The sequence below is a fragment of the Pseudomonas sp. Marseille-Q5299 genome (assembly GCF_943737035.1).
Taxonomy (GTDB): domain Bacteria; phylum Pseudomonadota; class Gammaproteobacteria; order Pseudomonadales; family Pseudomonadaceae; genus Aquipseudomonas; species Aquipseudomonas putida_E.
Window position 1 is genome coordinate 19,455 of record NZ_CALSFR010000005.1, and the last position, 20,213, is coordinate 39,667.

The following is a 20,213-nucleotide window of genomic DNA, read 5'->3' on the forward strand; positions in this document are numbered from 1 at the left end:
GAGGTTCACTGTCGTGGCTAAAGAAAAATTTGATCGTTCCCTTCCGCACGTTAACGTTGGCACCATCGGCCACGTTGACCACGGTAAGACCACTCTGACCGCAGCTCTGACTCGCGTTTGCTCCGAAGTTTTCGGTTCGGCAATCGTTGAGTTCGACAAGATCGACTCGGCTCCGGAAGAAAAAGCGCGCGGTATCACCATCAACACCGCTCACGTTGAGTACAACTCGACCATTCGTCACTACGCTCACGTTGACTGCCCAGGTCACGCTGACTACGTGAAGAACATGATCACCGGTGCTGCCCAGATGGACGGCGCGATCCTGGTTTGCTCGGCCGCCGATGGTCCGATGCCACAAACCCGTGAGCACATCCTGCTGTCCCGTCAGGTTGGCGTTCCGTACATCGTGGTCTTCCTGAACAAGGCTGACCTGGTAGACGACGCCGAGCTGCTGGAACTGGTCGAGATGGAAGTTCGCGACCTGCTGTCCACCTACGACTTCCCAGGCGACGACACTCCGATCATCATCGGTTCTGCTCGTATGGCCCTGGAAGGCAAAGACGACAACGAAATGGGCACTACCGCTGTCAAGAAGCTGGTAGAAACTCTGGACAGCTACATTCCTGAGCCAGTTCGTGCCATCGACCAGCCGTTCCTGATGCCGATCGAAGACGTATTCTCGATCTCGGGGCGTGGTACCGTTGTTACCGGTCGTATCGAGCGTGGTATCGTCCGCGTTCAGGATCCGCTGGAAATCGTTGGTCTGCGTGACACCACCACCACCACCTGCACCGGTGTTGAGATGTTCCGCAAGCTGCTGGACGAAGGTCGTGCTGGCGAGAACTGCGGCGTTCTGCTGCGTGGTACCAAGCGTGATGACGTTGAGCGTGGCCAGGTTCTGGTCAAGCCAGGTTCGGTCAAGCCGCACACCAAGTTCACCGCAGAAGTCTACGTTCTGTCGAAGGAAGAAGGCGGCCGTCACACTCCGTTCTTCAAAGGCTACCGTCCTCAGTTCTACTTCCGTACCACTGACGTGACCGGTAACTGCGAACTGCCGGAAGGCGTTGAAATGGTAATGCCAGGTGACAACATTCAGATGACTGTTACCCTGATCAAGACCATCGCAATGGAAGACGGTCTGCGCTTCGCTATCCGTGAAGGCGGTCGTACCGTCGGCGCCGGCGTCGTAGCCAAAATCATCGAGTAATCACTCGACCGATTGAAAAAAACCCCCGCTCAGCGGGGGTTTTTTTTATTGGGTTGACACTAAATAGGGGCGTCTATAGAATCACGCCTCCTTTTAGCGGGCGTAGTGCGTCCGTTGGGAACAGCCTGGAGTCTGAAATCCAATGCAAAATCAGCAAATCCGAATCAGGTTGAAGGCTTTCGACCATCGCCTGATCGACCAATCCACCCAGGAAATCGTGGAAACCGCGAAACGTACTGGTGCACAAGTGCGTGGTCCAATTCCACTGCCTACCCGCAAAGAGCGTTTCACCGTTCTGGTCTCCCCGCACGTCAACAAAGACGCGCGTGACCAGTACGAGATCCGCACTCATAAGCGTGTTCTGGACATCGTCCAGCCGACGGATAAAACCGTTGACGCGCTGATGAAGCTTGATCTGGCGGCAGGTGTGGAAGTGCAGATCAGCCTCGGCTAAGACTTCGGTCTTGTCGTGTAACGCTCTGAAATGGGCGGCCATAGCGGGTGAAAGCCCCGTACACTCATGAGGTTTACAACATGACTATTGGTGTAGTCGGTCGCAAGTGCGGTATGACCCGCATTTTCACCGAAGAAGGTGTCTCCATTCCGGTCACGGTCATTGAGATCGAGCCGAATCGCGTCACCCAGTTCAAAACTGAAGAAACCGATGGCTACCGTGCAGTGCAAGTCACTGTCGGCGAGCGTCGTGCTTCGCGTGTGACTGCCGCTCAGGCAGGTCACTTCGCCAAGGCCAACGTTGCCGCTGGTCGCGGTGTCTGGGAGTTCCGCCTTGAAGAAGGCGAGTTCCAGGCTGGCGACTCGATCAAAGCTGAACTCTTCACTGCAGGCCAGCTGGTAGACGTTACTGGTCAGTCCAAAGGTAAAGGCTTTGCCGGTACCATCAAGCGCTGGAACTTCCGTGGCCAGGACAACACCCACGGTAACTCCGTGTCGCACCGTGTCCCAGGCTCCATCGGCCAGTGCCAGACTCCTGGTCGTGTGTTCAAGGGCAAGAAAATGTCCGGTCACATGGGCGCCGAGCGCGTGACTGTTCAGTCCCTGGAAGTAGTTCGCGTAGACGCTGAGCGCAACCTGCTGCTGGTCAAGGGTGCCGTTCCTGGCGCTACTGGCGGCGACGTGGTTGTACGTCCGGCTGTCAAGGCTCGCGGTTAAGGGGAAACTGACATGCAACTTAATGTAAATGACGCTCAGGCGATCGAAGTTTCCGAACTGACTTTCGGTGGCGAATTCAACGAGACGCTGGTACACCAAGCAGTCGTGGCCTACATGGCCGGCGGCCGTCAGGGCACCAAGCAGCAAAAGACCCGTTCCGACGTGGCTGGTGGCGGTAAGCGCCCATGGCGTCAGAAGGGTACTGGCCGTGCTCGTGCTGGTACCACTCGTGGTCCGATCTGGCGTGGCGGTGGTGTAACCTTCGCAGCTCGTCCTCAGGATCACTCGCAGAAGCTCAACAAGAAGATGTACCGCGCAGCTCTGCGCTCCATCCTCGCTGAGCTGGTGCGTAGCGACCGTCTGGTCGTGGTTCAGGACTTCGCTGTTGAAGCACCGAAAACCAAAGATCTGCTGAACAAGCTGAACGGCATGGGTCTGAGCGACGTTCTGATCGTTTCGGACGCTGTTGATCAGAACCTGTACCTGGCTGCTCGTAACCTGCCGCACGTCGATGTACGTGACGTTCAAGGTTCCGACCCGGTCAGTCTGATCGCATACGAGAAAGTGTTGATCACTGTCTCGGCCGTGAAGAAATTCGAGGAGCTGCTGGGATGAACCAGGAACGCGTATTCAAAGTCCTCCTTGGCCCGCACGTTTCCGAGAAGGCTACCGTTCTGGCTGAGAAAAAAGGCCAGTTCGTATTCAAGGTTGCTACTGACGCAACCAAGCTGGAAATCAAGAAAGCTGTCGAAGGCCTGTTCAACGTAAAAGTTGAAAACGTGTCGACTGTTAACGTTCTGGGTAAAACCAAGCGTACCGCACGTGGTCTGGGCAAGCGTAATGACTGGAAGAAGGCGATCGTCTCCCTTCAGCCAGGCCAAGATCTCGATTTCAGCAGCAGTGCTGAGTAAGGAAGGGGTGCATCATGGCAATCGTTAAATGCAAACCGACTTCCCCTGGCCGCCGTTTCGTGGTCAAGGTGGTCAACCAGGAGCTGCATAAAGGCGCTCCTCACGCACCGCTGCTCGAGAAGAAATCGAAGTCTGGTGGTCGTAACAACAATGGCCGCATCACCACTCGTCACGTTGGTGGTGGTCATAAGCAGCATTATCGTCTGGTCGACTTCCGTCGCAACGACAAAGATGGCATCCCAGCCACTGTCGAGCGTATCGAATACGATCCAAACCGTACTGCTCACATCGCCCTGCTGTGCTACGCAGACGGTGAGCGTCGCTACATCATCGCCCCTAAAGGCGTAAGTGCTGGCGACCAGCTGATCGCAGGTGCTCTGGCCCCAATCAAGGCCGGTAACTCCCTGCAGCTGCGCAACATCCCAGTAGGTAGCACCATTCACGGCATCGAACTGAAGCCGGGTAAAGGTGCTCAGATCGCTCGTTCCGCTGGTGCTTCGGCTCAGCTGATCGCTCGTGAAGGCGTCTACGTGACTCTGCGTCTGCGTTCCGGTGAGATGCGTAAAGTACTGGCTGAGTGCCGTGCGACCCTGGGCGAAGTCTCGAACTCCGAGCACAGCCTGCGCTCGCTGGGTAAAGCTGGTGCCAAACGCTGGCGCGGCGTTCGCCCAACCGTTCGTGGTGTTGCCATGAACCCGGTTGACCACCCACATGGTGGTGGTGAAGGTCGTACCTCCGGTGGTCGTCATCCGGTATCGCCATGGGGCTTCCCAACCAAGGGTGCTAAAACCCGTGGTAATAAGCGTACCGACAACATGATCGTCCGTCGTCGCAAGTAACTAGAGGGATACGACAGTGCCACGTTCTCTGAAAAAAGGTCCTTTTATCGATCTTCACCTGCTGAAGAAGGTCGAAGTGGCGGTGGAGAAGAATGATCGCAAGCCAGTTAAAACCTGGTCGCGTCGTTCGATGATCCTGCCACAAATGGTCGGTCTGACCATCGCGGTTCACAACGGTCGCCAGCATGTTCCAGTTCTCGTGAACGAAGACATGGTCGGCCACAAACTGGGCGAGTTCGCCGGTACCCGCACCTATCGCGGGCACGTGGCTGACAAGAAAGCCAAGCGTTAAGGGGTAAGGAAATGGAAGTAGCCGCTAAGTTGTCGGGCGCTCGCATCTCCGCCCAGAAAGCCCGCTTGGTCGCCGACCAGATCCGCGGGAAGAAGGTGGGCGAAGCGCTCAACCTGTTGGCCTTCAGCAGCAAAAAAGCCGCTGAAATCATGAAGAAAGTCCTCGAGTCGGCCGTTGCCAACGCCGAACACAACGAAGGCGCAGACGTTGATGACCTGAAGGTCTCCACCGTCTTCGTCAACGAAGGGCGTTCGCTGAAGCGCATCATGCCACGTGCCAAAGGCCGTGCTGATCGCATCGTCAAGCGGTCTTGCCATATCACTGTCAAGGTTGCGGACAAGTAACGGAGTCGATCAGATGGGTCAGAAAGTACATCCCACTGGCATTCGCCTGGGAATCGTCAAGGAGCACACCTCCGTCTGGTACGCAGACGGTGCTACTTACGCAGATTACCTCTTGAAGGATCTGAAAACGCGTGAGTACCTCCAAGACAAACTAAAAAGCGCGTCCGTAAGCCGTATCGATATTCATCGTCCGGCTCAAACTGCACGCATCACCATCCACACCGCTCGTCCCGGTATCGTTATCGGTAAGAAAGGTGAGGATGTCGAGAAGCTGCGTCAGGACCTGACCAAGCAGATGGGTGTGCCTGTGCACATCAACATCGAAGAGATCCGCAAGCCGGAACTCGACGCTATGCTGGTTGCGCAGAGCGTAGCTCAGCAGCTGGAACGCCGCGTAATGTTCCGTCGCGCCATGAAGCGCGCCGTACAGAACGCCATGCGTATTGGTGCCAAGGGCATCAAGATCCAGGTGAGCGGTCGTCTCGGCGGTGCTGAGATTGCTCGTACCGAGTGGTATCGCGAAGGTCGTGTGCCTCTGCACACCCTGCGTGCCGATATCGACTACAACACCTACGAAGCTCACACCACTTACGGTGTGATCGGTGTGAAGGTTTGGATCTTCAAAGGCGAAGTTATTGGTGGTCGCCAAGAAGAACTGAAACCACAAGCACCAGCGCCTCGTAAAAAAGCTGCTAAGTAAGGGGTACGCCAAATGTTGCAACCAAAGCGTACAAAATTCCGCAAGCAGATGACCGGCCACAACCGTGGTCTGGCACTGCGCGGTAGCAAAGTCAGCTTCGGCGAATTCGCCCTGAAAGCTGTTGCTCGCGGTCGCCTCACCGCCCGCCAGATCGAGTCGGCACGTCGTGCTCTGACCCGTCACGTTAAGCGTGGCGGCAAGATCTGGATCCGTGTCTTCCCGGACAAGCCGATCTCCAAGAAGCCTCTCGAGGTTCGTATGGGTAAAGGTAAGGGTTCCGTGGAATACTGGGTTGCCCAGATCCAGCCAGGCAAAGTCCTGTACGAGATCGAGGGTGTTTCTGAAGAGCTGGCGCGCGAAGCTTTCGCCCTGGCTGCTGCAAAGCTGCCTCTCGCCACCTCCTTTGTTAAGCGGACGGTGATGTGATGAAAGCGAATGAACTTCGTGAAAAATCTGCACAGCAACTGAATGAGCAACTGCTCGGCTTGCTGCGCGACCAGTTCAATCTGCGTATGCAGAAGGCAACTGGCCAGTTGGGGCAGTCGCACCTGCTCTCGCAAGTTAAGCGTGACATCGCTCGCGTGAAAACTGTGCTTAACCAGCAGGCAGGTAAGTGATCATGGCTGAAGCTGAAAAAACCGTCCGTACGCTGACTGGCCGTGTCGTCAGCGACAAAATGGACAAGACCATCACCGTTCTGATCGAGCGTCGCGTCAAGCACCCGATCTACGGTAAATACGTTAAGCGTTCGACTAAGCTGCACGCGCACGACGAATCCAACCAGTGCAAAATCGGCGACAAGGTTTCCATCCGTGAAACCCGTCCGCTGGCCAAGACCAAGTCCTGGGCACTGGTTGAAGTCCTCGAACGCGCTGTTGAAGTCTAAGGGCTAGGGGTCGGAGAAATTTTATGATTCAGACTCAATCCATGCTCGATGTGGCCGATAACAGCGGCGCTCGTCGCGTCATGTGCATCAAGGTGCTCGGTGGTTCGCACCGCCGTTACGCCGGCATCGGTGACATCATCAAAGTAACCGTCAAGGAAGCAATTCCGCGCGGTAAGGTCAAAAAAGGCCAGGTGATGACCGCTGTTGTCGTCCGTACCCGTCACGGTGTACGTCGCGCTGACGGTTCCATCATTCGTTTCGACGGCAACGCTGCTGTTCTGCTGAACACCAAGCAAGAGCCGATCGGCACTCGCATCTTCGGGCCAGTGACCCGTGAACTTCGTACTGAGAAGTTCATGAAGATCGTCTCGCTCGCCCCTGAAGTGCTGTAAGGAGATCCGACATGCAAAAGATTCGTCGTGACGACGAGATCATCGTGATCGCCGGCAAAGACAAAGGTAAGCGCGGTAAGGTGCTGAAGGTTCTCGCTGACGACCGTCTGGTCATCGGTGGTGTGAACCTGGTCAAGCGTCATACCAAGCCTAACCCGATGGCGGGCGTTCAGGGCGGTATCGTCGAAAAAGAAGCGCCTCTGCACGCTTCCAACGTTGCCATCTTCAATGGCGAAACCAACAAGGCTGACCGCGTTGGTTTCAAAGTAGAAGACGGTAAGAAAATTCGTGTCTTCAAGTCGACCCAAAAAGCGGTTGATGCTTGAACACTGCTAGGTAGAAGACCATGGCACGACTGAAAGAGATTTACCGGAACGAAATCGCTCCTAAGCTTAAGGAAGAACTTAAGCTGTCGAACGTGATGGAAGTTCCGCGCGTTACCAAGATCACCCTGAACATGGGCCTGGGCGAAGCGATCGGCGACAAGAAAGTCATCGAGCACGCTGTTGCCGACCTGGAAAAGATCACCGGTCAAAAGCCGGTTGTGACTTTCGCTCGTAAATCCATCGCGGGCTTCAAAGTCCGTGAAGGATGGCCGATCGGTGTCAAGGTGACCCTGCGTCGCGAAAAGATGTACGAATTCCTGGACCGCCTGCTGGCGATCTCCCTGCCTCGGGTCCGCGACTTCCGCGGCCTGAATGCCAAGTCCTTCGATGGCCGTGGCAACTACAGCATGGGCGTGAAAGAGCAGATCATCTTCCCGGAAATCGATTACGACAAGATCGATGCTCTGCGCGGTTTGGACATCACCCTGACCACCACTGCTCGTTCGGATGACGAAGGCCGCGCTCTGCTGCGTGCATTCAAATTCCCGTTCCGCAACTGATTGGAGTAGGAAAATGGCCAAGAAGAGCATGAAAAACCGCGAGCTGAAGCGTCAGCTCACGGTAGCCAAGTTCGCCAAAAAGCGTGCTGAGCTGAAAGCGACCATCGTCAACCTGAACGCCTCTCCTGAAGAGCGTTTCGCTGCCGTTGTCGCTCTGCAGAAGCAGCCACGTGATGCCAGCGCTGCGCGTCTGCGCAACCGTTGCCGCCTGACCGGTCGTCCTCACGGTGTATACCGTAAGTTCGGCCTGGGCCGTAACATGCTGCGTCAAGCCGCAATGCGCGGTGACGTACCAGGTCTGGTCAAGGCCTCCTGGTAATCGCTGCAGGTGTGACCCTGGCGGAAGGGGGGTAATCTTCCGACCGCCGGTGTTCTCGCCAACAAACAAGCCCCTTCATGGGGCTTGTTTCGTTTCTGTCTTGTGTCTAGAATGACCGGCTCACCTGAGCCCGGGTTTTTACCCTGCCTGCTTGGGTGGTTGTGATAGCCGCAAGGCTAATAATTCTTGTATCAGGAGCATCTAGCCCATGAGTATGCAGGACCCGTTAGCGGACATGCTAACTCGCATCCGTAATGCCCAGATGGCTGAAAAGTCCGTCGTAAGCATGCCTTCCTCCACTCTGAAGGTCGCGGTTGCCAAAGTTCTGAAAGACGAAGGTTACATCGCTGGCTACCAGGTTACTGGTGAGGCCAAGCCGTCCCTGTCGATCGAACTCAAGTACTTCGAAGGCCGTCCGGTCATCGAGGAACTGAAGCGTTCCAGCCGTCCTGGCCTGCGCCAGTACAAGTCCGTCACAGACCTGCCGAAAGTTCGTGGCGGCCTGGGCGTGTCTATCGTCTCCACCAACAAAGGTGTGATGACTGACCGCGCTGCGCGCGCTGCCGGTGTCGGCGGCGAAGTTCTGTGCACAGTGTTCTAAGGGGAGATAGGCATGTCTCGCGTCGCTAAGAACCCCGTTAAGCTGCCAGCTGGTGTCGAAGTCAAATTCGCCGGTCAGCAGCTTTCGGTGAAGGGTGCCAAAGGCACTCTCGAACTGAACGTTCACTCGTCTGTTGAAGTTACCGAAGAGTCCGGCGAACTGCGTTTCGTCGCTCGCAACGGTGATCAGCAAGCTCGCGCCATGGCCGGTACTACCCGTGCTCTGGTCAACAACATGGTCCAGGGCGTAAGCCAAGGCTTTGAGCGCAAGCTCCAGCTGGTCGGTGTTGGTTACAAGGCACAGGCTAAAGGCACCGTCCTGAACCTGGCTCTGGGCTTCTCGCATCCAGTGGACTACGAACTGCCAGCCGGTATCACTGCTGAAACTCCCAGCCAAACCGACATCCTGATCAAGGGTATCGACAAGCAGCTGGTAGGTCAGGTGGCCGCTGAAATCCGCGACTTCCGTCCGCCAGAGCCTTACAAAGGCAAGGGTGTGCGTTACGCGGACGAAGTAGTCCGTCGTAAAGAAGCCAAGAAGAAGTAGGGCCTAGCAAATGACCGACAAAAAAGTTACTCGACTGCGTCGCGCTCGCAAAGCACGTCTCAAGATGCACGAACTCGAAGTCGTGCGCCTGTGCGTGTTCCGCTCCTCGCAGCACATCTACGCCCAGGTCATTTCGGCCGACGGCAGCAAGGTTTTGGCAAGCGCCTCGACCTTGGACAAAGACCTGCGTGATGGCGCCACTGGCAACATCGACGCGGCCACTAAGGTTGGCAAGCTGGTAGCTGAGCGTGCGAAAGCCGCCGGTGTATCTCAAGTTGCCTTTGACCGTTCCGGCTTCAAGTACCATGGCCGCGTCAAAGCGCTGGCTGATGCTGCTCGTGAAGGCGGGCTGGAGTTCTAAGTTATGGCAAATAACGATCAAAAGCGCGACGAAGGCTACATCGAGAAGCTGGTTCAAGTTAACCGCGTAGCTAAAACCGTTAAAGGCGGCCGTATCTTCACCTTCACCGCGCTGACCGTGGTTGGTGATGGTAAAGGTCGCGTCGGCTTCGGCCGTGGCAAATCGCGCGAAGTACCTGCCGCGATTCAGAAAGCCATGGAAGCTGCTCGTCGCAACATGATCCAGGTTGACCTGAAGGGCACCACCCTGCAGTACGCCACCAAGGCCGCCCACGGCGCCTCGAAGGTTTACATGCAGCCTGCTTCGGAAGGTACCGGTATCATCGCCGGCGGCGCCATGCGTGCTGTCCTGGAAGTTGCTGGTGTTCAGAACGTCCTGGCCAAGTGCTACGGTTCGACCAACCCAGTGAACGTGGTTTACGCCACCTTCAAGGGTCTGAAAGCCATGCAATCTCCTGAGTCCATTGCTGCCAAGCGCGGCAAGAGCGTTGAGGAGATCTTCTGATCATGGCAACCGTAAAAGTAACGCTGATCAAGAGCGTCTCGGGCCGTATCCCTAACCACAAACTGTGCGTTAAAGGTCTGGGTCTGCGTCGCATCGGTCACACTGTAGAAGTCCAGGATACTCCCGAGAACCGCGGGATGATCAACAAGGCTTACTACATGCTGCGCGTCGAGGGTTAATCGATGAAACTCAATGATCTGAGTCCAGCGCCGGGTTCCCGTCGCGAAAAGCATCGTCCGGGTCGTGGTATCGGTAGCGGTCTGGGCAAGACCGGCGGCCGTGGCCACAAAGGTCAGACCTCCCGTTCGGGTGGTTCGATCGCTCCGGGCTTCGAAGGCGGTCAACAGCCGCTGCACCGTCGCCTGCCGAAGTTCGGCTTCGTTTCCCTGAAGGCCATGGACCGCGCAGAAGTGCGTCTGTCCGAGCTGGCCAAAGTGGAAGGCGACGTGATCTCCGTGCAATCCCTGAAGGATGCCAACGTGATCAACCAGCACATTCAGCGTGTGAAAATCATGCTGTCTGGCGAAGTTACTCGCGCAGTCACCATCAAGGGTATCGCAGCCACCAAGGGTGCGCGTGCGGCTATCGAAGCAGCTGGCGGCAAATTCGAGGAATAAATGGCTAAGCAAGGTGCTCTCTCTTCGCTCGGTAAGGGCGGGATGTCGGAACTCTGGGCTCGTCTGCGCTTTCTGTTCATGGCGATCATCGTCTATCGGATAGGTGCGCATATCCCGGTTCCAGGCATCAATCCGGACCGTCTGGCGGATCTGTTTCGGCAGAATGAGGGGACCATTCTTAGCTTGTTCAACATGTTTTCCGGTGGCGCGCTTGAGCGCATGAGCATCTTTGCATTGGGGATCATGCCGTACATCTCGGCATCGATCATCATGCAGCTGATGACCGCGGTCAGCCCGCAACTGGAGCAGTTGAAGAAGGAAGGTGAAGCTGGCCGTCGCAAGATCAGCCAGTACACCCGCTACGGCACCGTTATTCTGGCGCTGGTTCAAGCCATTGGCATGTCCATTGGCCTGGCCAACCAGGGCGTGGCGTTTTCTGCGGGCCTTGGCTTCCATGTCGTCGCGGTTTCCACGTTTGTGGCAGGCGCGATGTTCATGATGTGGCTGGGTGAGCAGATCACCGAGCGCGGTGTGGGCAACGGTATCTCGATGTTGATCTTCGCAGGTATCGTTGCCGGTCTTCCGAGAGCAATCGGGCAGTCTTTCGAGTCTGCGCGCACAGGCGATATCAACATTTTCGCCCTGGTCGCTATCGGTTTGCTGGCAGTAGCGATTATCGGTTTCGTGGTGTTCATTGAGCGTGGTCAGCGTCGTATCGCCGTTCACTACGCCAAGCGTCAGCAGGGCCGCAAGGTCTTTGCAGCGCAGACCAGCCACTTGCCGCTTAAAGTGAACATGGCGGGGGTTATCCCGGCCATTTTCGCGAGCAGCATTCTGCTGTTCCCGGCTTCGCTGGGTGCCTGGTTCGGTCAGTCCGAAGGTATGGGCTGGCTGCAGGACATCTCGCAGTCGATCGCTCCTGGTCAGCCGTTGAACATTCTGCTGTTTAGTGCAGGGATCATTTTCTTCTGCTTCTTCTACACAGCGTTGATGTTCAACCCGAAAGACGTAGCGGAAAACCTGAAGAAGTCCGGTGCCTTTATTCCGGGTATCCGTCCTGGTGAGCAGTCGGCGCGCTACATTGATGGCGTTCTGACTCGTTTGACCATGTTCGGTGCTCTTTACATGATGGCCGTCTGCCTTCTGCCCCAGTTCCTGGTGGTGGCAGCAAATGTGCCGTTCTACCTTGGCGGGACCTCGTTGCTGATTGTGGTAGTGGTTGTGATGGACTTCATGTCCCAAGTACAATCGCACCTCGTTTCGCACCAGTACGAATCCCTGATGAAGAAAGCCAACCTGAAAGGCTACGGTGGCAGCGGTTTGCTGCGCTGATACGCCCCTAAGGTTCGAGGAGTCGGTAATGAAAGTTCGTGCATCGGTGAAAAAGCTGTGCCGCAACTGCAAGATCATCCGTCGCGAAGGCGTCGTACGAGTGATCTGCAGCTCGGAACCGCGTCACAAACAGCGCCAAGGCTGAGTGTGATCTGCGTTTCAAACCCAGCAGCTAGTGTGCTGCTGGGTTGATTATTCGTTTCTACAGCGATATTATCTCGCGCCCTATTTCTTGGCTTCCGGGGCGTAGGTAGCTGTCAATTGGAGTCCCACTGAATGGCCCGTATTGCAGGCGTCAACATTCCAGATAACAAGCATACTGTTATCTCGCTGACCTACATCTATGGTGTCGGTCGCACAACTGCACAGAAGATCTGTGCAGATGCTGGTGTAAATCCAGCCGCTAAGATCAAGGATCTGAGCGACGAGCAAATCGAAACCCTGCGTGGCGAAGTTGCGAAGTTCACCACCGAAGGTGACCTGCGTCGTGACGTCAACATGAAGATCAAGCGCTTGATGGACCTGGGTTGCTACCGCGGCCTGCGTCATCGTAAAGGTCTGCCGGTTCGCGGTCAGCGCACCAAGACCAACGCACGCACCCGTAAGGGCCCGCGTAAGCCGATCCGCAAGTAATCGCCCAGGAATATAGACATGGCAAAACCTGCTGCTCGTCCTCGTAAGAAAGTCAAAAAGACAGTGGTTGATGGCATCGCCCACATCCATGCGTCTTTCAACAACACCATCGTGACCATCACCGACCGTCAGGGCAATGCTTTGTCCTGGGCGACCTCCGGTGGTTCGGGTTTCCGTGGTTCGCGCAAATCCACCCCGTTCGCAGCTCAGATCGCTGCTGAGCGTGCTGGTCAAGCTGCGCTGGAATACGGTCTTAAGAACCTCGACGTAAACGTCAAGGGTCCAGGTCCAGGTCGTGAGTCCGCCGTTCGTGCATTGAACAGCTGCGGCTACAAGATCGCCAGCATCACCGACGTGACGCCAATCCCGCACAACGGGTGCCGTCCGCCGAAGAAGCGCCGCGTGTAATCAGGAGACAGAAGAATGGCACGTTACATTGGTCCAAAATGCAAACTGTCTCGTCGTGAAGGCACCGACCTGTTCCTGAAGAGCGGCGTTCGCGCTCTGGAATCGAAGTGCAACATCGAAGCAGCCCCAGGTATCCACGGCCAGCGCCGTGGCCGTCAGTCCGACTACGGTACCCAGCTGCGCGAGAAACAAAAAGTCCGTCGTATCTACGGTGTTCTGGAGCGTCAGTTCCGCGGTTACTACCAGGCTGCTGCCTCGAAAAAAGGCGCAACCGGTGAGAACCTGCTGCAACTGCTCGAGTGCCGTCTGGATAACGTCGTCTACCGTATGGGCTTCGGCTCGACTCGTTCCGAGTCCCGTCAGCTGGTTTCGCACAAAGCGATCAGCGTCAACGGTAAGACTGTAAACATTCCATCCTACCAAGTTCGTCCGGGTGACGTGGTCGCGGTTCGCGAGAAGTCGTCGAACCAGCTGCGCATTGTTCAAGCCCTTGAACTGTGCGCCCAGCGTGGCCGCGTTGAGTGGGTAGACGTAGATTCCGCTAAGAAGTCGGGCGTTTTCAAGAACGTTCCTGCTCGCGGCGACCTGTCTGCCGACATCAACGAAAACCTGATTGTCGAGCTCTACTCCAAGTAAGGGCTAGAAAATAGGTGCATCCATGCAGATTTCGGTAAATGAGTTCCTGACTCCCCGCCATATTGATGTGCAGGTAGTCAGTCCGACCCGCGCCAAGATCACGCTCGAGCCTCTCGAGCGTGGCTTCGGCCATACCCTGGGCAACGCGCTGCGCCGCATCCTGTTGTCCTCCATGCCTGGCTGTGCAGTAGTCGAGGCCGAGATCGATGGCGTACTCCATGAGTACTCCGCGATCGAAGGTGTACAGGAAGACGTAATTGAAATCCTGTTGAACCTTAAAGGCCTGGCTATCAAACTGCACGGTCGTGACGAAGTTACGCTGACCTTGTCGAAAAAGGGTTCGGGGGTGGTTACCGCTGCCGATATTCAGCTGGATCACGATGTCGAGATCGTCAACCCCGATCACGTAATCGCGAACCTGGCGTCCAACGGCGCCCTGAACATGAAGCTCACTGTAGCTCGTGGTCGCGGTTACGAGCCGGCTGACTCCCGTCAAACCGACGAAGACGAAAGCCGTAGCATTGGCCGTCTGCAGCTGGACGCTTCGTTCAGCCCGGTGCGTCGTATCGCCTATGTGGTCGAGAACGCCCGTGTTGAACAGCGTACCAACCTGGACAAGCTGGTCATTGATCTGGAAACCAACGGCACCCTGGATCCTGAAGAGGCTATCCGCCGCGCTGCGACCATCCTGCAACAGCAGTTGGCCGCGTTCGTCGACCTCAAAGGTGACAGCGAGCCTGTCGTAGTCGAGCAGGAAGACGAGATCGATCCGATCCTGCTGCGTCCGGTTGACGACCTGGAACTGACTGTACGTTCGGCCAACTGCCTCAAGGCGGAGAACATCTACTACATCGGCGACCTGATTCAGCGTACCGAAGTAGAGTTGTTGAAGACTCCTAACCTGGGCAAGAAGTCCCTGACTGAAATCAAGGACGTGCTGGCCTCTCGTGGTCTGTCTCTCGGCATGCGCCTCGACAACTGGCCGCCTGCAAGTCTTAAGAAAGACGACAAGGCGACCGCCTGATCGTCGTAATCACCGAACGTAGTGTTTGGTAAGGAATGAATCATGCGTCATCGTAAAAGTGGACGTCACCTGAGCCGTACCAGCTCTCACCGCAAAGCTATGTTCCAGAACATGGCTGTGTCGCTGATCGAGCACGAGCTGATCAAAACCACCCTGCCGAAAGCCAAGGAACTGCGCCGCGTTGCCGAGCCGCTGATCACCCTGGCCAAGGAAGACAGCGTTGCTAACCGCCGTCTGGCCTTCGACCGTACCCGTTCGAAGTCGGCTGTTGGCAAACTGTTCAACGATCTGGGCAAGCGCTACGCCACCCGTCAGGGCGGCTACCTGCGCATCCTGAAGTGCGGTTTCCGCGCTGGCGACAACGCGCCTATGGCGTACGTCGAGCTGGTTGATCGTCCAGTCGGTGGTGCTGTAGAAGCTGCCGAGTAAGACGTTCTGTCTGCTACAAAAAACCGGGCCTAGTGCCCGGTTTTTTGTTTCTGCAGGTATTGTTTATTTCTATTGATACAAGGCATGTAATGAATTTGTTTTGAAACAACCGCTCGTCGATACTCCTATCCAAGCCGGTTCGCCGGCAGTCCAAGACCGATATGGAGAGCCCATGAGCAAGATTCTCACCACCGCCAGCGGTGCCCCCGTAGCTGACAACCAGAATTCCCGCTCTGCTGGCCCGCACGGCCCGCTGCTGCTCGACGATTTCCACCTGATCGAGAAACTCGCTCACTTCAACCGAGAGAACATCCCTGAACGGCGTGTACACGCCAAGGGCTCCGGAGCCTATGGCACCTTTACAGTCACCCAGGACATCACTCGATATACCAAGGCCAAGCTGTTCGACACGATTGGTAAGCAGACTGAAACCTTCCTGCGTTTTTCTACCGTCGGTGGCGAGCGCGGTTCGGCAGATACCGAGCGTGATCCTCGTGGCTTTGCAGTAAAGTTTTACACCGAGGAAGGCAACTGGGACATCGTGGGTAACAACACCCCGGTTTTCTTCATTCGTGACCCGCTCAAATTCCCGGACTTTATTCACACCCAGAAGCGCCACCCACAAACCAACCTGAAGAACGCCCAGATGATGTGGGACTTCTGGTCGCATTCGCCGGAGGCGTTGCACCAGGTCACCATCCTGTTCTCTGATCGTGGCATCCCGGACGGCTACCGCCACATGCACGGCTTCGGCAGCCACACCTATAGCCTGATCAGCGCTGCTGGCGAGCGTACCTGGGTCAAATGGCACTTCAAGACCCAACAAGGCATCAAGAACCTTACGCCCGCCGATGCTGCGCGCCTGGCCGGTACAGACCCTGACTACGCCCAGCGCGACCTGTTCGAGGCCATCGAACGCGCAGACTACCCGCGTTGGACCGTGTGCATTCAGGTCATGACTGAAGAGGAGGCGGCCAGTCGCGATGAAAATCCGTTCGATGTGACCAAGACCTGGTCGCAGAAGGACTATCCGTTGATCGAGGTAGGTGTGCTGGAACTTAACCGCAACCCGCTCAACTATTTCGCCGAAGTCGAGCAGGCAGCGTTTGGCCCGAGCAACATGGTGCCGGGCGTGGGGCTTTCGCCAGATCGCATGCTGCAGGGCCGCGTGTTCGCCTATGCCGATGCGCATCGCTACCGCGTGGGCACCAACCACCAGCAGTTGCCCGTCAACGCGCCACGCTGCCCGGTCAATAGCTACCAGCGTGATGGTTCGATGGCTTTTGGTAGTTATGGCGGTGCGCCCAATTACGAGCCCAACAGCTATCGCGACGCGCCAAAGCAGTCGCCTGACCATGGCGAACCAGCATTGGCCCTCAATGGAGCAGCTGATCGCTACGATCACCGTGAAGACAACGACTATTACAGCCACGCCGGTGCACTGTTCCGCTTGATGAGCGATGAGCAAAAGGCACTGCTGATCAGCAATATCGCTGGAACCATGGCAGGCGTCAGTGAAGATGTCATCCACCGTCAGTTGCAGTACTTCTTCAGGGCTGACCCAGCCTACGGTGAAGGCATCGCCAAGGCATTGGGCGTGAATCTCGCCTAACTCGAAGTGATAAGAAGAACCGCCCTCATTTGGGCGGTTTTTCAATGAATATCACTACTGTTTACCCGATTTTTTGCCCCTGATTGCGCAGTTTTCAGTGACCGCAAGCAATTCCTGGTTCAAACTATGTTTCATTAGACGTATCCACACGGAGAATCAGGGCGATGCAAGGTCACCCGGACGTAATCAATTATCTCGTCACGTTGCTGAAGGGCGAACTGGCCGCACGCGATCAGTACTTCATTCACTCGCGCATGTACGAAGACTGGGGCCTGTCCAAGCTCTACGAACGCATCAACCATGAAATGGAAGAGGAAACCCAGCACGCCGATGCGCTGATGCGGCGTATCCTCATGCTCGAAGGCACCCCCGATATGCGCGCGGATGACCTGGAAGTGGGCAGTACCGTGCCCGAAATGATCGAAGCGGACCTCAAGCTTGAGTACAAGGTTCGTGCCGCCCTGTGCAAGGGCATCGAGCTGTGCGAGCTGCACAAGGACTACATCAGTCGCGATATCCTGCGTGCCCAGCTGGCCGATACCGAAGAAGATCACACCTATTGGCTTGAGAAGCAGCAGGGCCTGATCAAGGCCATCGGCCTGGAAAACTACCTGCAGTCGCAGATGTAAGTTATCCACAGACTAAAAAAGAGCCCCTGGCACCGTCGGTAACCAGGGGCTTTTTCATGCACAGGCAGATCAGGCCCGGTCACGCTCCAGAAGCGGTTTGAGATAGTGCCCTGTGTACGACTGCTTCATCTTTGCCAGCTCTTCCGGTGTACCGCTGGCAATAATTTGCCCACCCTTTGAACCACCCTCCGGGCCCAGGTCAACCAACCAGTCCGCGGTCTTGATCACATCGAGGTTATGTTCGATAACCACCACGGTGTTGCCGTGGTCGCGCAGGCGATGCAACACATCCAGCAACTGCTGGATATCGGCGAAGTGCAGGCCGGTGGTCGGCTCGTCAAGGATGTACAACGTCTTGCCAGTATCGCGCTTGGACAGTTCGCGTGAGAGCTTGACCCTTTGCGCTTCACCGCCCGACAGCGTGGTCGCCGACTGCCCCAGTTTGATGTAAGACAGCCCCACATCCATCAGGGTTTGCAGCTTGCGCGCCAGGGCCGGCACCGCATCGAAGAATTCGCGAGCATCCTCGATGGTCATTTCCAGCACCTCGTGGATGTTCTTGCCCTTGTATTTGATCTCCAGGGTTTCGCGGTTGTAGCGCTTGCTCTTGCACACGTCGCACGGCACGTAGATATCTGGCAGGAAGTGCATCTCCACCTTGATCAGCCCATCGCCTTGGCACGCCTCGCAACGCCCGCCCTTGACGTTGAACGAGAAACGCCCTGGGCCGTAGCCGCGCGAGCGCGATTCCGGCACGCCGGAAAACAGCTCGCGAATCGGGGTAAAGATGCCGGTATAGGTCGCCGGGTTCGAACGCGGTGTGCGGCCGATCGGGCTCTGGTCGATATCGACAACCTTGTCCAGGTGCTGCAGGCCATCCATGTTGCTGTGCGGGGCGGCTTCCAGGCTGCTCGCACCATTGAGGGCTGTAGCGGCCAGGGGATACAGCGTGTTGTTGATCAACGTCGACTTGCCCGAGCCGGATACGCCAGTCACGCAGGTCAGCAGACCGATCGGGATTTCCAGATCAACGTTCTGCAGGTTGTTGCCACGCGCACCCTTGAGCTTGAGGGATAGCTTTTTGTCGCGGGGGGTGCGTTTGGCCGGTACAGCGATTTTCTTGCGCCCAGACAGGTACTTCCCGGTCAGCGAGTCGGGATGTGCCATGACTTCCTGAGGCGTGCCCTCGGCAACGATCTGGCCACCGTGTACGCCGGCACCCGGGCCGATGTCCACCACGTAGTCAGCCAGGCGAATGGCGTCTTCGTCGTGCTCGACCACGATCACGGTATTACCCAGATCGCGCAGGTGGTTCAGGGTGGCGAGCAGGCGGTCGTTGTCGCGTTGATGAAGACCGATGGACGGCTCATCAAGGATATACATCACTCCGACCAGCCCTGCGCCAATCTGGCTGGCAAGGCGGATCCGCTGCGCTTCGCCGCCGGACAGGGTGTCGGCACTGCGATCCAGAGTGAGGTAGTCCAGGCCGACGTTGACCAGAAACTGTAGGCGTTCGCAGATTTCCTTGAGGATCTTTGCAGCGATTTCACCGCGACGCCCGGTCAAGGTCAGCTCGCCGAAGTAGCTGCTGGCTTCACCGATAGGCAGGTTGGTCACCGCCGGCAGGGTTTTTTCGCCTACCCAGACATGACGGGCTTCCCGGCGCAGGCGGGTGCCGCGGCAGTCGGGGCAGGGCTGGGTGCCGAGGAACTTGGCCAGCTCCTCGCGCACCGTGGCCGACTCGGTCTCGCGGTAACGCCGCTCCAGGTTGGGCACGATCCCTTCGAACGGGTGCGAACGCTTGACGATATCGCCACGGTCGTTCAGGTACTTGAAGTCGACGCTCTGCTTGCCGCTGCCTTGCAGGATCACTTTCTGGTGTTCGGCCGAAAGCTCGCCGAACGGCTCCTCCAGGCTGAAGTCGTAATGCGCTGCCAGCGAGCCAAGCATCTGGAAGTAATAGACGTTGCGCCGATCCCAGCCGCGGATAGCACCCTCGGCCAATGTCAGCTCGCTGTTGACCAGACGCTTGATATCGAAAAATTGCTTCACCCCCAGGCCGTCGCAGGTCGGGCAGGCGCCGGCCGGGTTGTTGAAGGAGAACAGCTTGGGCTCCAGCTCGCTGATCGCATGGCCGCAGACCGGGCAGGCGAAGCGGGCGGAGAAGATCGTCTCTTCGCCTTCCTCATCGTCCATCGGTGCAACCAGGGCGATGCCGTCGGCCAGCTTGAGAGCGGTCTCGAATGACTCGGCAAGGCGTTGTTGCAGGTCGGCGCGGACCTTGAAGCGGTCCACTACCACATCGATGCTGTGCTTCTTCTGCTTGTCCAGCTTGGGCAGTTCGTCGAGTTCGTAGAGCTTGCCGTTGACGCGTGCCCGAACGAAGCCCTGGGCACGCAATTCGTCGAACACGGCCAGGTGCTCACCCTTGCGCTCGCGGATCACCGGTGCCAGCAGCATCAGCTTGCTGCCTTCCGGGCGCTCCAGCACCAGGTCGACCATCTGGCTGATGGTCTGCGCCTCCAGCGGAATGTCGTGGTCCGGGCAGCGCGGCGTACCCACGCGAGCATAAAGCAGGCGTAGGTAGTCGTAGATTTCGGTGATGGTACCTACCGTCGAACGCGGGTTGTGCGAAGTCGACTTCTGCTCGATGGAGATGGCGGGCGACAGGCCTTCGATGGTGTCGACGTCAGGCTTTTCCATCATCGACAGGAATTGCCGGGCGTAGGCCGACAGCGATTCCACATAGCGGCGCTGACCCTCGGCGTACAAGGTATCGAATGCCAGGGAAGACTTCCCCGACCCGGACAAGCCGGTGATCACGATCAGCTTGTCCCGCGGCAGGGTCAGGTCGATGTTCTTCAGGTTGTGGGTACGTGCCCCACGAATCAGGATCTTGTCCACTGCGGCCTCGCTTGGCGGGCATAAACAAGGA

At 57.0% G+C, this 20,213-nt stretch carries 32 protein-coding genes; 31 read left to right on the top strand and 1 reads right to left on the bottom strand.

The features are described from left to right. The first annotated feature begins 13 nt into the window (after positions 1–13). The 31 genes from tuf (at position 14) to bfr (ending at position 17,278) form a co-directional block, all read left to right on the top strand. Complete coding sequence (gene tuf, locus NGJ21_RS16345; RefSeq protein WP_003255489.1) at positions 14–1,207, top strand: elongation factor Tu; 1,194 nt, start codon at positions 14–16, stop codon at positions 1,205–1,207. 142 nt (positions 1,208–1,349) lie between these two features. Then, positions 1,350–1,661, top strand: a complete 312-nt coding sequence (rpsJ, locus tag NGJ21_RS16350) for a 30S ribosomal protein S10 (protein ID WP_003186070.1) — start codon at positions 1,350–1,352, stop codon at positions 1,659–1,661. Positions 1,662–1,741: 80 nt separating this feature from the next. Then, on the top strand, positions 1,742–2,377 hold the full coding sequence (rplC, locus tag NGJ21_RS16355; protein WP_012316519.1) for a 50S ribosomal protein L3: 636 nt from the start codon (positions 1,742–1,744) through the stop codon (positions 2,375–2,377). A gap of 12 nt (positions 2,378–2,389) precedes the next feature. Continuing rightward, positions 2,390–2,992 (top strand): 50S ribosomal protein L4, encoded by a 603-nt coding sequence (rplD, locus tag NGJ21_RS16360; protein WP_003255485.1) that lies wholly within the window; start codon positions 2,390–2,392, stop codon positions 2,990–2,992. Continuing rightward, positions 2,989–3,288 (top strand): 50S ribosomal protein L23, encoded by a 300-nt coding sequence (gene rplW / locus NGJ21_RS16365; RefSeq protein ID WP_003255484.1) that lies wholly within the window; start codon positions 2,989–2,991, stop codon positions 3,286–3,288. The genes rplD and rplW overlap by 4 nt, the downstream gene beginning before the upstream one ends. Positions 3,289–3,302: 14 nt before the next feature. Further along, complete coding sequence (gene rplB, locus NGJ21_RS16370; RefSeq protein WP_012316518.1) at positions 3,303–4,127, top strand: 50S ribosomal protein L2; 825 nt, start codon at positions 3,303–3,305, stop codon at positions 4,125–4,127. A 16-nt stretch (positions 4,128–4,143) separates the two neighbouring features. After that, the gene (gene rpsS / locus NGJ21_RS16375) at positions 4,144–4,419 is read left to right on the top strand and encodes a 30S ribosomal protein S19 (protein ID WP_003255482.1); all 276 of its coding nucleotides are present in this window, start codon (positions 4,144–4,146) and stop codon (positions 4,417–4,419) included. Positions 4,420–4,430: 11 nt separating this feature from the next. Then, positions 4,431–4,763, top strand: coding sequence for a 50S ribosomal protein L22 (gene rplV, locus NGJ21_RS16380; RefSeq protein ID WP_003103908.1), 333 nt, complete (start codon positions 4,431–4,433; stop codon positions 4,761–4,763). Between the two features lie 13 nt (positions 4,764–4,776). Beyond that, a complete protein-coding gene (gene rpsC, locus NGJ21_RS16385) occupies positions 4,777–5,463 on the top strand; it encodes a 30S ribosomal protein S3 (protein WP_003255481.1) in 687 nt (228 codons plus the stop codon). Between the two features lie 12 nt (positions 5,464–5,475). Then, entirely contained in the window at positions 5,476–5,889 is a 414-nt protein-coding gene (rplP, locus tag NGJ21_RS16390; RefSeq protein WP_003255479.1) for a 50S ribosomal protein L16, read from the top strand. Further along, on the top strand, positions 5,889–6,080 hold the full coding sequence (rpmC, locus tag NGJ21_RS16395) for a 50S ribosomal protein L29 (protein WP_002555481.1): 192 nt from the start codon (positions 5,889–5,891) through the stop codon (positions 6,078–6,080). Before rplP ends, rpmC begins: the two co-directional genes overlap by 1 nt. A gap of 2 nt (positions 6,081–6,082) precedes the next feature. After that, positions 6,083–6,349 carry a 30S ribosomal protein S17 gene (rpsQ, locus tag NGJ21_RS16400; RefSeq protein WP_008089812.1) on the top strand — a complete coding sequence of 89 codons (267 nt, stop codon included), beginning with the start codon at positions 6,083–6,085 and terminating at the stop codon, positions 6,347–6,349. A gap of 23 nt (positions 6,350–6,372) precedes the next feature. Beyond that, positions 6,373–6,741 (top strand): 50S ribosomal protein L14, encoded by a 369-nt coding sequence (gene rplN / locus NGJ21_RS16405; RefSeq protein WP_008089810.1) that lies wholly within the window; start codon positions 6,373–6,375, stop codon positions 6,739–6,741. An 11-nt stretch (positions 6,742–6,752) separates the two neighbouring features. After that, entirely contained in the window at positions 6,753–7,067 is a 315-nt protein-coding gene (gene rplX / locus NGJ21_RS16410; RefSeq protein WP_003255476.1) for a 50S ribosomal protein L24, read from the top strand. A gap of 20 nt (positions 7,068–7,087) precedes the next feature. Continuing rightward, positions 7,088–7,627, top strand: coding sequence for a 50S ribosomal protein L5 (gene rplE / locus NGJ21_RS16415; RefSeq protein WP_012316517.1), 540 nt, complete (start codon positions 7,088–7,090; stop codon positions 7,625–7,627). A 13-nt stretch (positions 7,628–7,640) separates the two neighbouring features. Then, complete coding sequence (rpsN, locus tag NGJ21_RS16420; protein ID WP_012316516.1) at positions 7,641–7,946, top strand: 30S ribosomal protein S14; 306 nt, start codon at positions 7,641–7,643, stop codon at positions 7,944–7,946. Positions 7,947–8,154: 208 nt separating this feature from the next. Then, a complete protein-coding gene (rpsH, locus tag NGJ21_RS16425; protein WP_008089805.1) occupies positions 8,155–8,547 on the top strand; it encodes a 30S ribosomal protein S8 in 393 nt (130 codons plus the stop codon). Between the two features lie 12 nt (positions 8,548–8,559). Continuing rightward, positions 8,560–9,093 (top strand): 50S ribosomal protein L6, encoded by a 534-nt coding sequence (gene rplF / locus NGJ21_RS16430; RefSeq protein ID WP_009681972.1) that lies wholly within the window; start codon positions 8,560–8,562, stop codon positions 9,091–9,093. A 10-nt stretch (positions 9,094–9,103) separates the two neighbouring features. Continuing rightward, complete coding sequence (gene rplR, locus NGJ21_RS16435) at positions 9,104–9,454, top strand: 50S ribosomal protein L18 (RefSeq protein ID WP_008089801.1); 351 nt, start codon at positions 9,104–9,106, stop codon at positions 9,452–9,454. Between the two features lie 3 nt (positions 9,455–9,457). Next, positions 9,458–9,958, top strand: a complete 501-nt coding sequence (rpsE, locus tag NGJ21_RS16440; protein WP_003255465.1) for a 30S ribosomal protein S5 — start codon at positions 9,458–9,460, stop codon at positions 9,956–9,958. 2 nt (positions 9,959–9,960) lie between these two features. Continuing rightward, positions 9,961–10,137, top strand: a complete 177-nt coding sequence (gene rpmD, locus NGJ21_RS16445) for a 50S ribosomal protein L30 (protein WP_008089798.1) — start codon at positions 9,961–9,963, stop codon at positions 10,135–10,137. 3 nt (positions 10,138–10,140) lie between these two features. Further along, complete coding sequence (gene rplO / locus NGJ21_RS16450; protein ID WP_003255461.1) at positions 10,141–10,575, top strand: 50S ribosomal protein L15; 435 nt, start codon at positions 10,141–10,143, stop codon at positions 10,573–10,575. Further along, positions 10,576–11,907 carry a preprotein translocase subunit SecY gene (secY, locus tag NGJ21_RS16455; protein WP_003255459.1) on the top strand — a complete coding sequence of 444 codons (1,332 nt, stop codon included), beginning with the start codon at positions 10,576–10,578 and terminating at the stop codon, positions 11,905–11,907. A gap of 28 nt (positions 11,908–11,935) precedes the next feature. Beyond that, the gene (gene rpmJ / locus NGJ21_RS16460) at positions 11,936–12,052 is read left to right on the top strand and encodes a 50S ribosomal protein L36 (protein ID WP_046788135.1); all 117 of its coding nucleotides are present in this window, start codon (positions 11,936–11,938) and stop codon (positions 12,050–12,052) included. A gap of 131 nt (positions 12,053–12,183) precedes the next feature. Further along, positions 12,184–12,540 (top strand): 30S ribosomal protein S13, encoded by a 357-nt coding sequence (rpsM, locus tag NGJ21_RS16465; RefSeq protein ID WP_012316515.1) that lies wholly within the window; start codon positions 12,184–12,186, stop codon positions 12,538–12,540. Positions 12,541–12,558: 18 nt separating this feature from the next. Next, a complete protein-coding gene (rpsK, locus tag NGJ21_RS16470) occupies positions 12,559–12,948 on the top strand; it encodes a 30S ribosomal protein S11 (RefSeq protein ID WP_003255454.1) in 390 nt (129 codons plus the stop codon). 15 nt (positions 12,949–12,963) lie between these two features. Beyond that, complete coding sequence (gene rpsD / locus NGJ21_RS16475; protein ID WP_012316514.1) at positions 12,964–13,584, top strand: 30S ribosomal protein S4; 621 nt, start codon at positions 12,964–12,966, stop codon at positions 13,582–13,584. Between the two features lie 22 nt (positions 13,585–13,606). Beyond that, positions 13,607–14,608: a DNA-directed RNA polymerase subunit alpha gene (locus NGJ21_RS16480; RefSeq protein WP_003255452.1), complete on the top strand. Its 1,002-nt coding sequence runs from the start codon at positions 13,607–13,609 to the stop codon at positions 14,606–14,608. Between the two features lie 42 nt (positions 14,609–14,650). After that, a complete protein-coding gene (rplQ, locus tag NGJ21_RS16485) occupies positions 14,651–15,037 on the top strand; it encodes a 50S ribosomal protein L17 (RefSeq protein ID WP_003255451.1) in 387 nt (128 codons plus the stop codon). Between the two features lie 172 nt (positions 15,038–15,209). Then, positions 15,210–16,649, top strand: coding sequence for a catalase (locus tag NGJ21_RS16490; RefSeq protein WP_251962408.1), 1,440 nt, complete (start codon positions 15,210–15,212; stop codon positions 16,647–16,649). A gap of 164 nt (positions 16,650–16,813) precedes the next feature. Continuing rightward, positions 16,814–17,278, top strand: a complete 465-nt coding sequence (gene bfr, locus NGJ21_RS16495; protein ID WP_012316512.1) for a bacterioferritin — start codon at positions 16,814–16,816, stop codon at positions 17,276–17,278. Between the two features lie 69 nt (positions 17,279–17,347). Here the strand turns inward: bfr and uvrA are convergent, their stop codons facing one another. Next, positions 17,348–20,182: an excinuclease ABC subunit UvrA gene (gene uvrA, locus NGJ21_RS16500; protein ID WP_251962409.1), complete on the bottom strand. Its 2,835-nt coding sequence runs from the start codon at positions 20,180–20,182 to the stop codon at positions 17,348–17,350. Positions 20,183–20,213 lie beyond the last annotated feature (31 nt).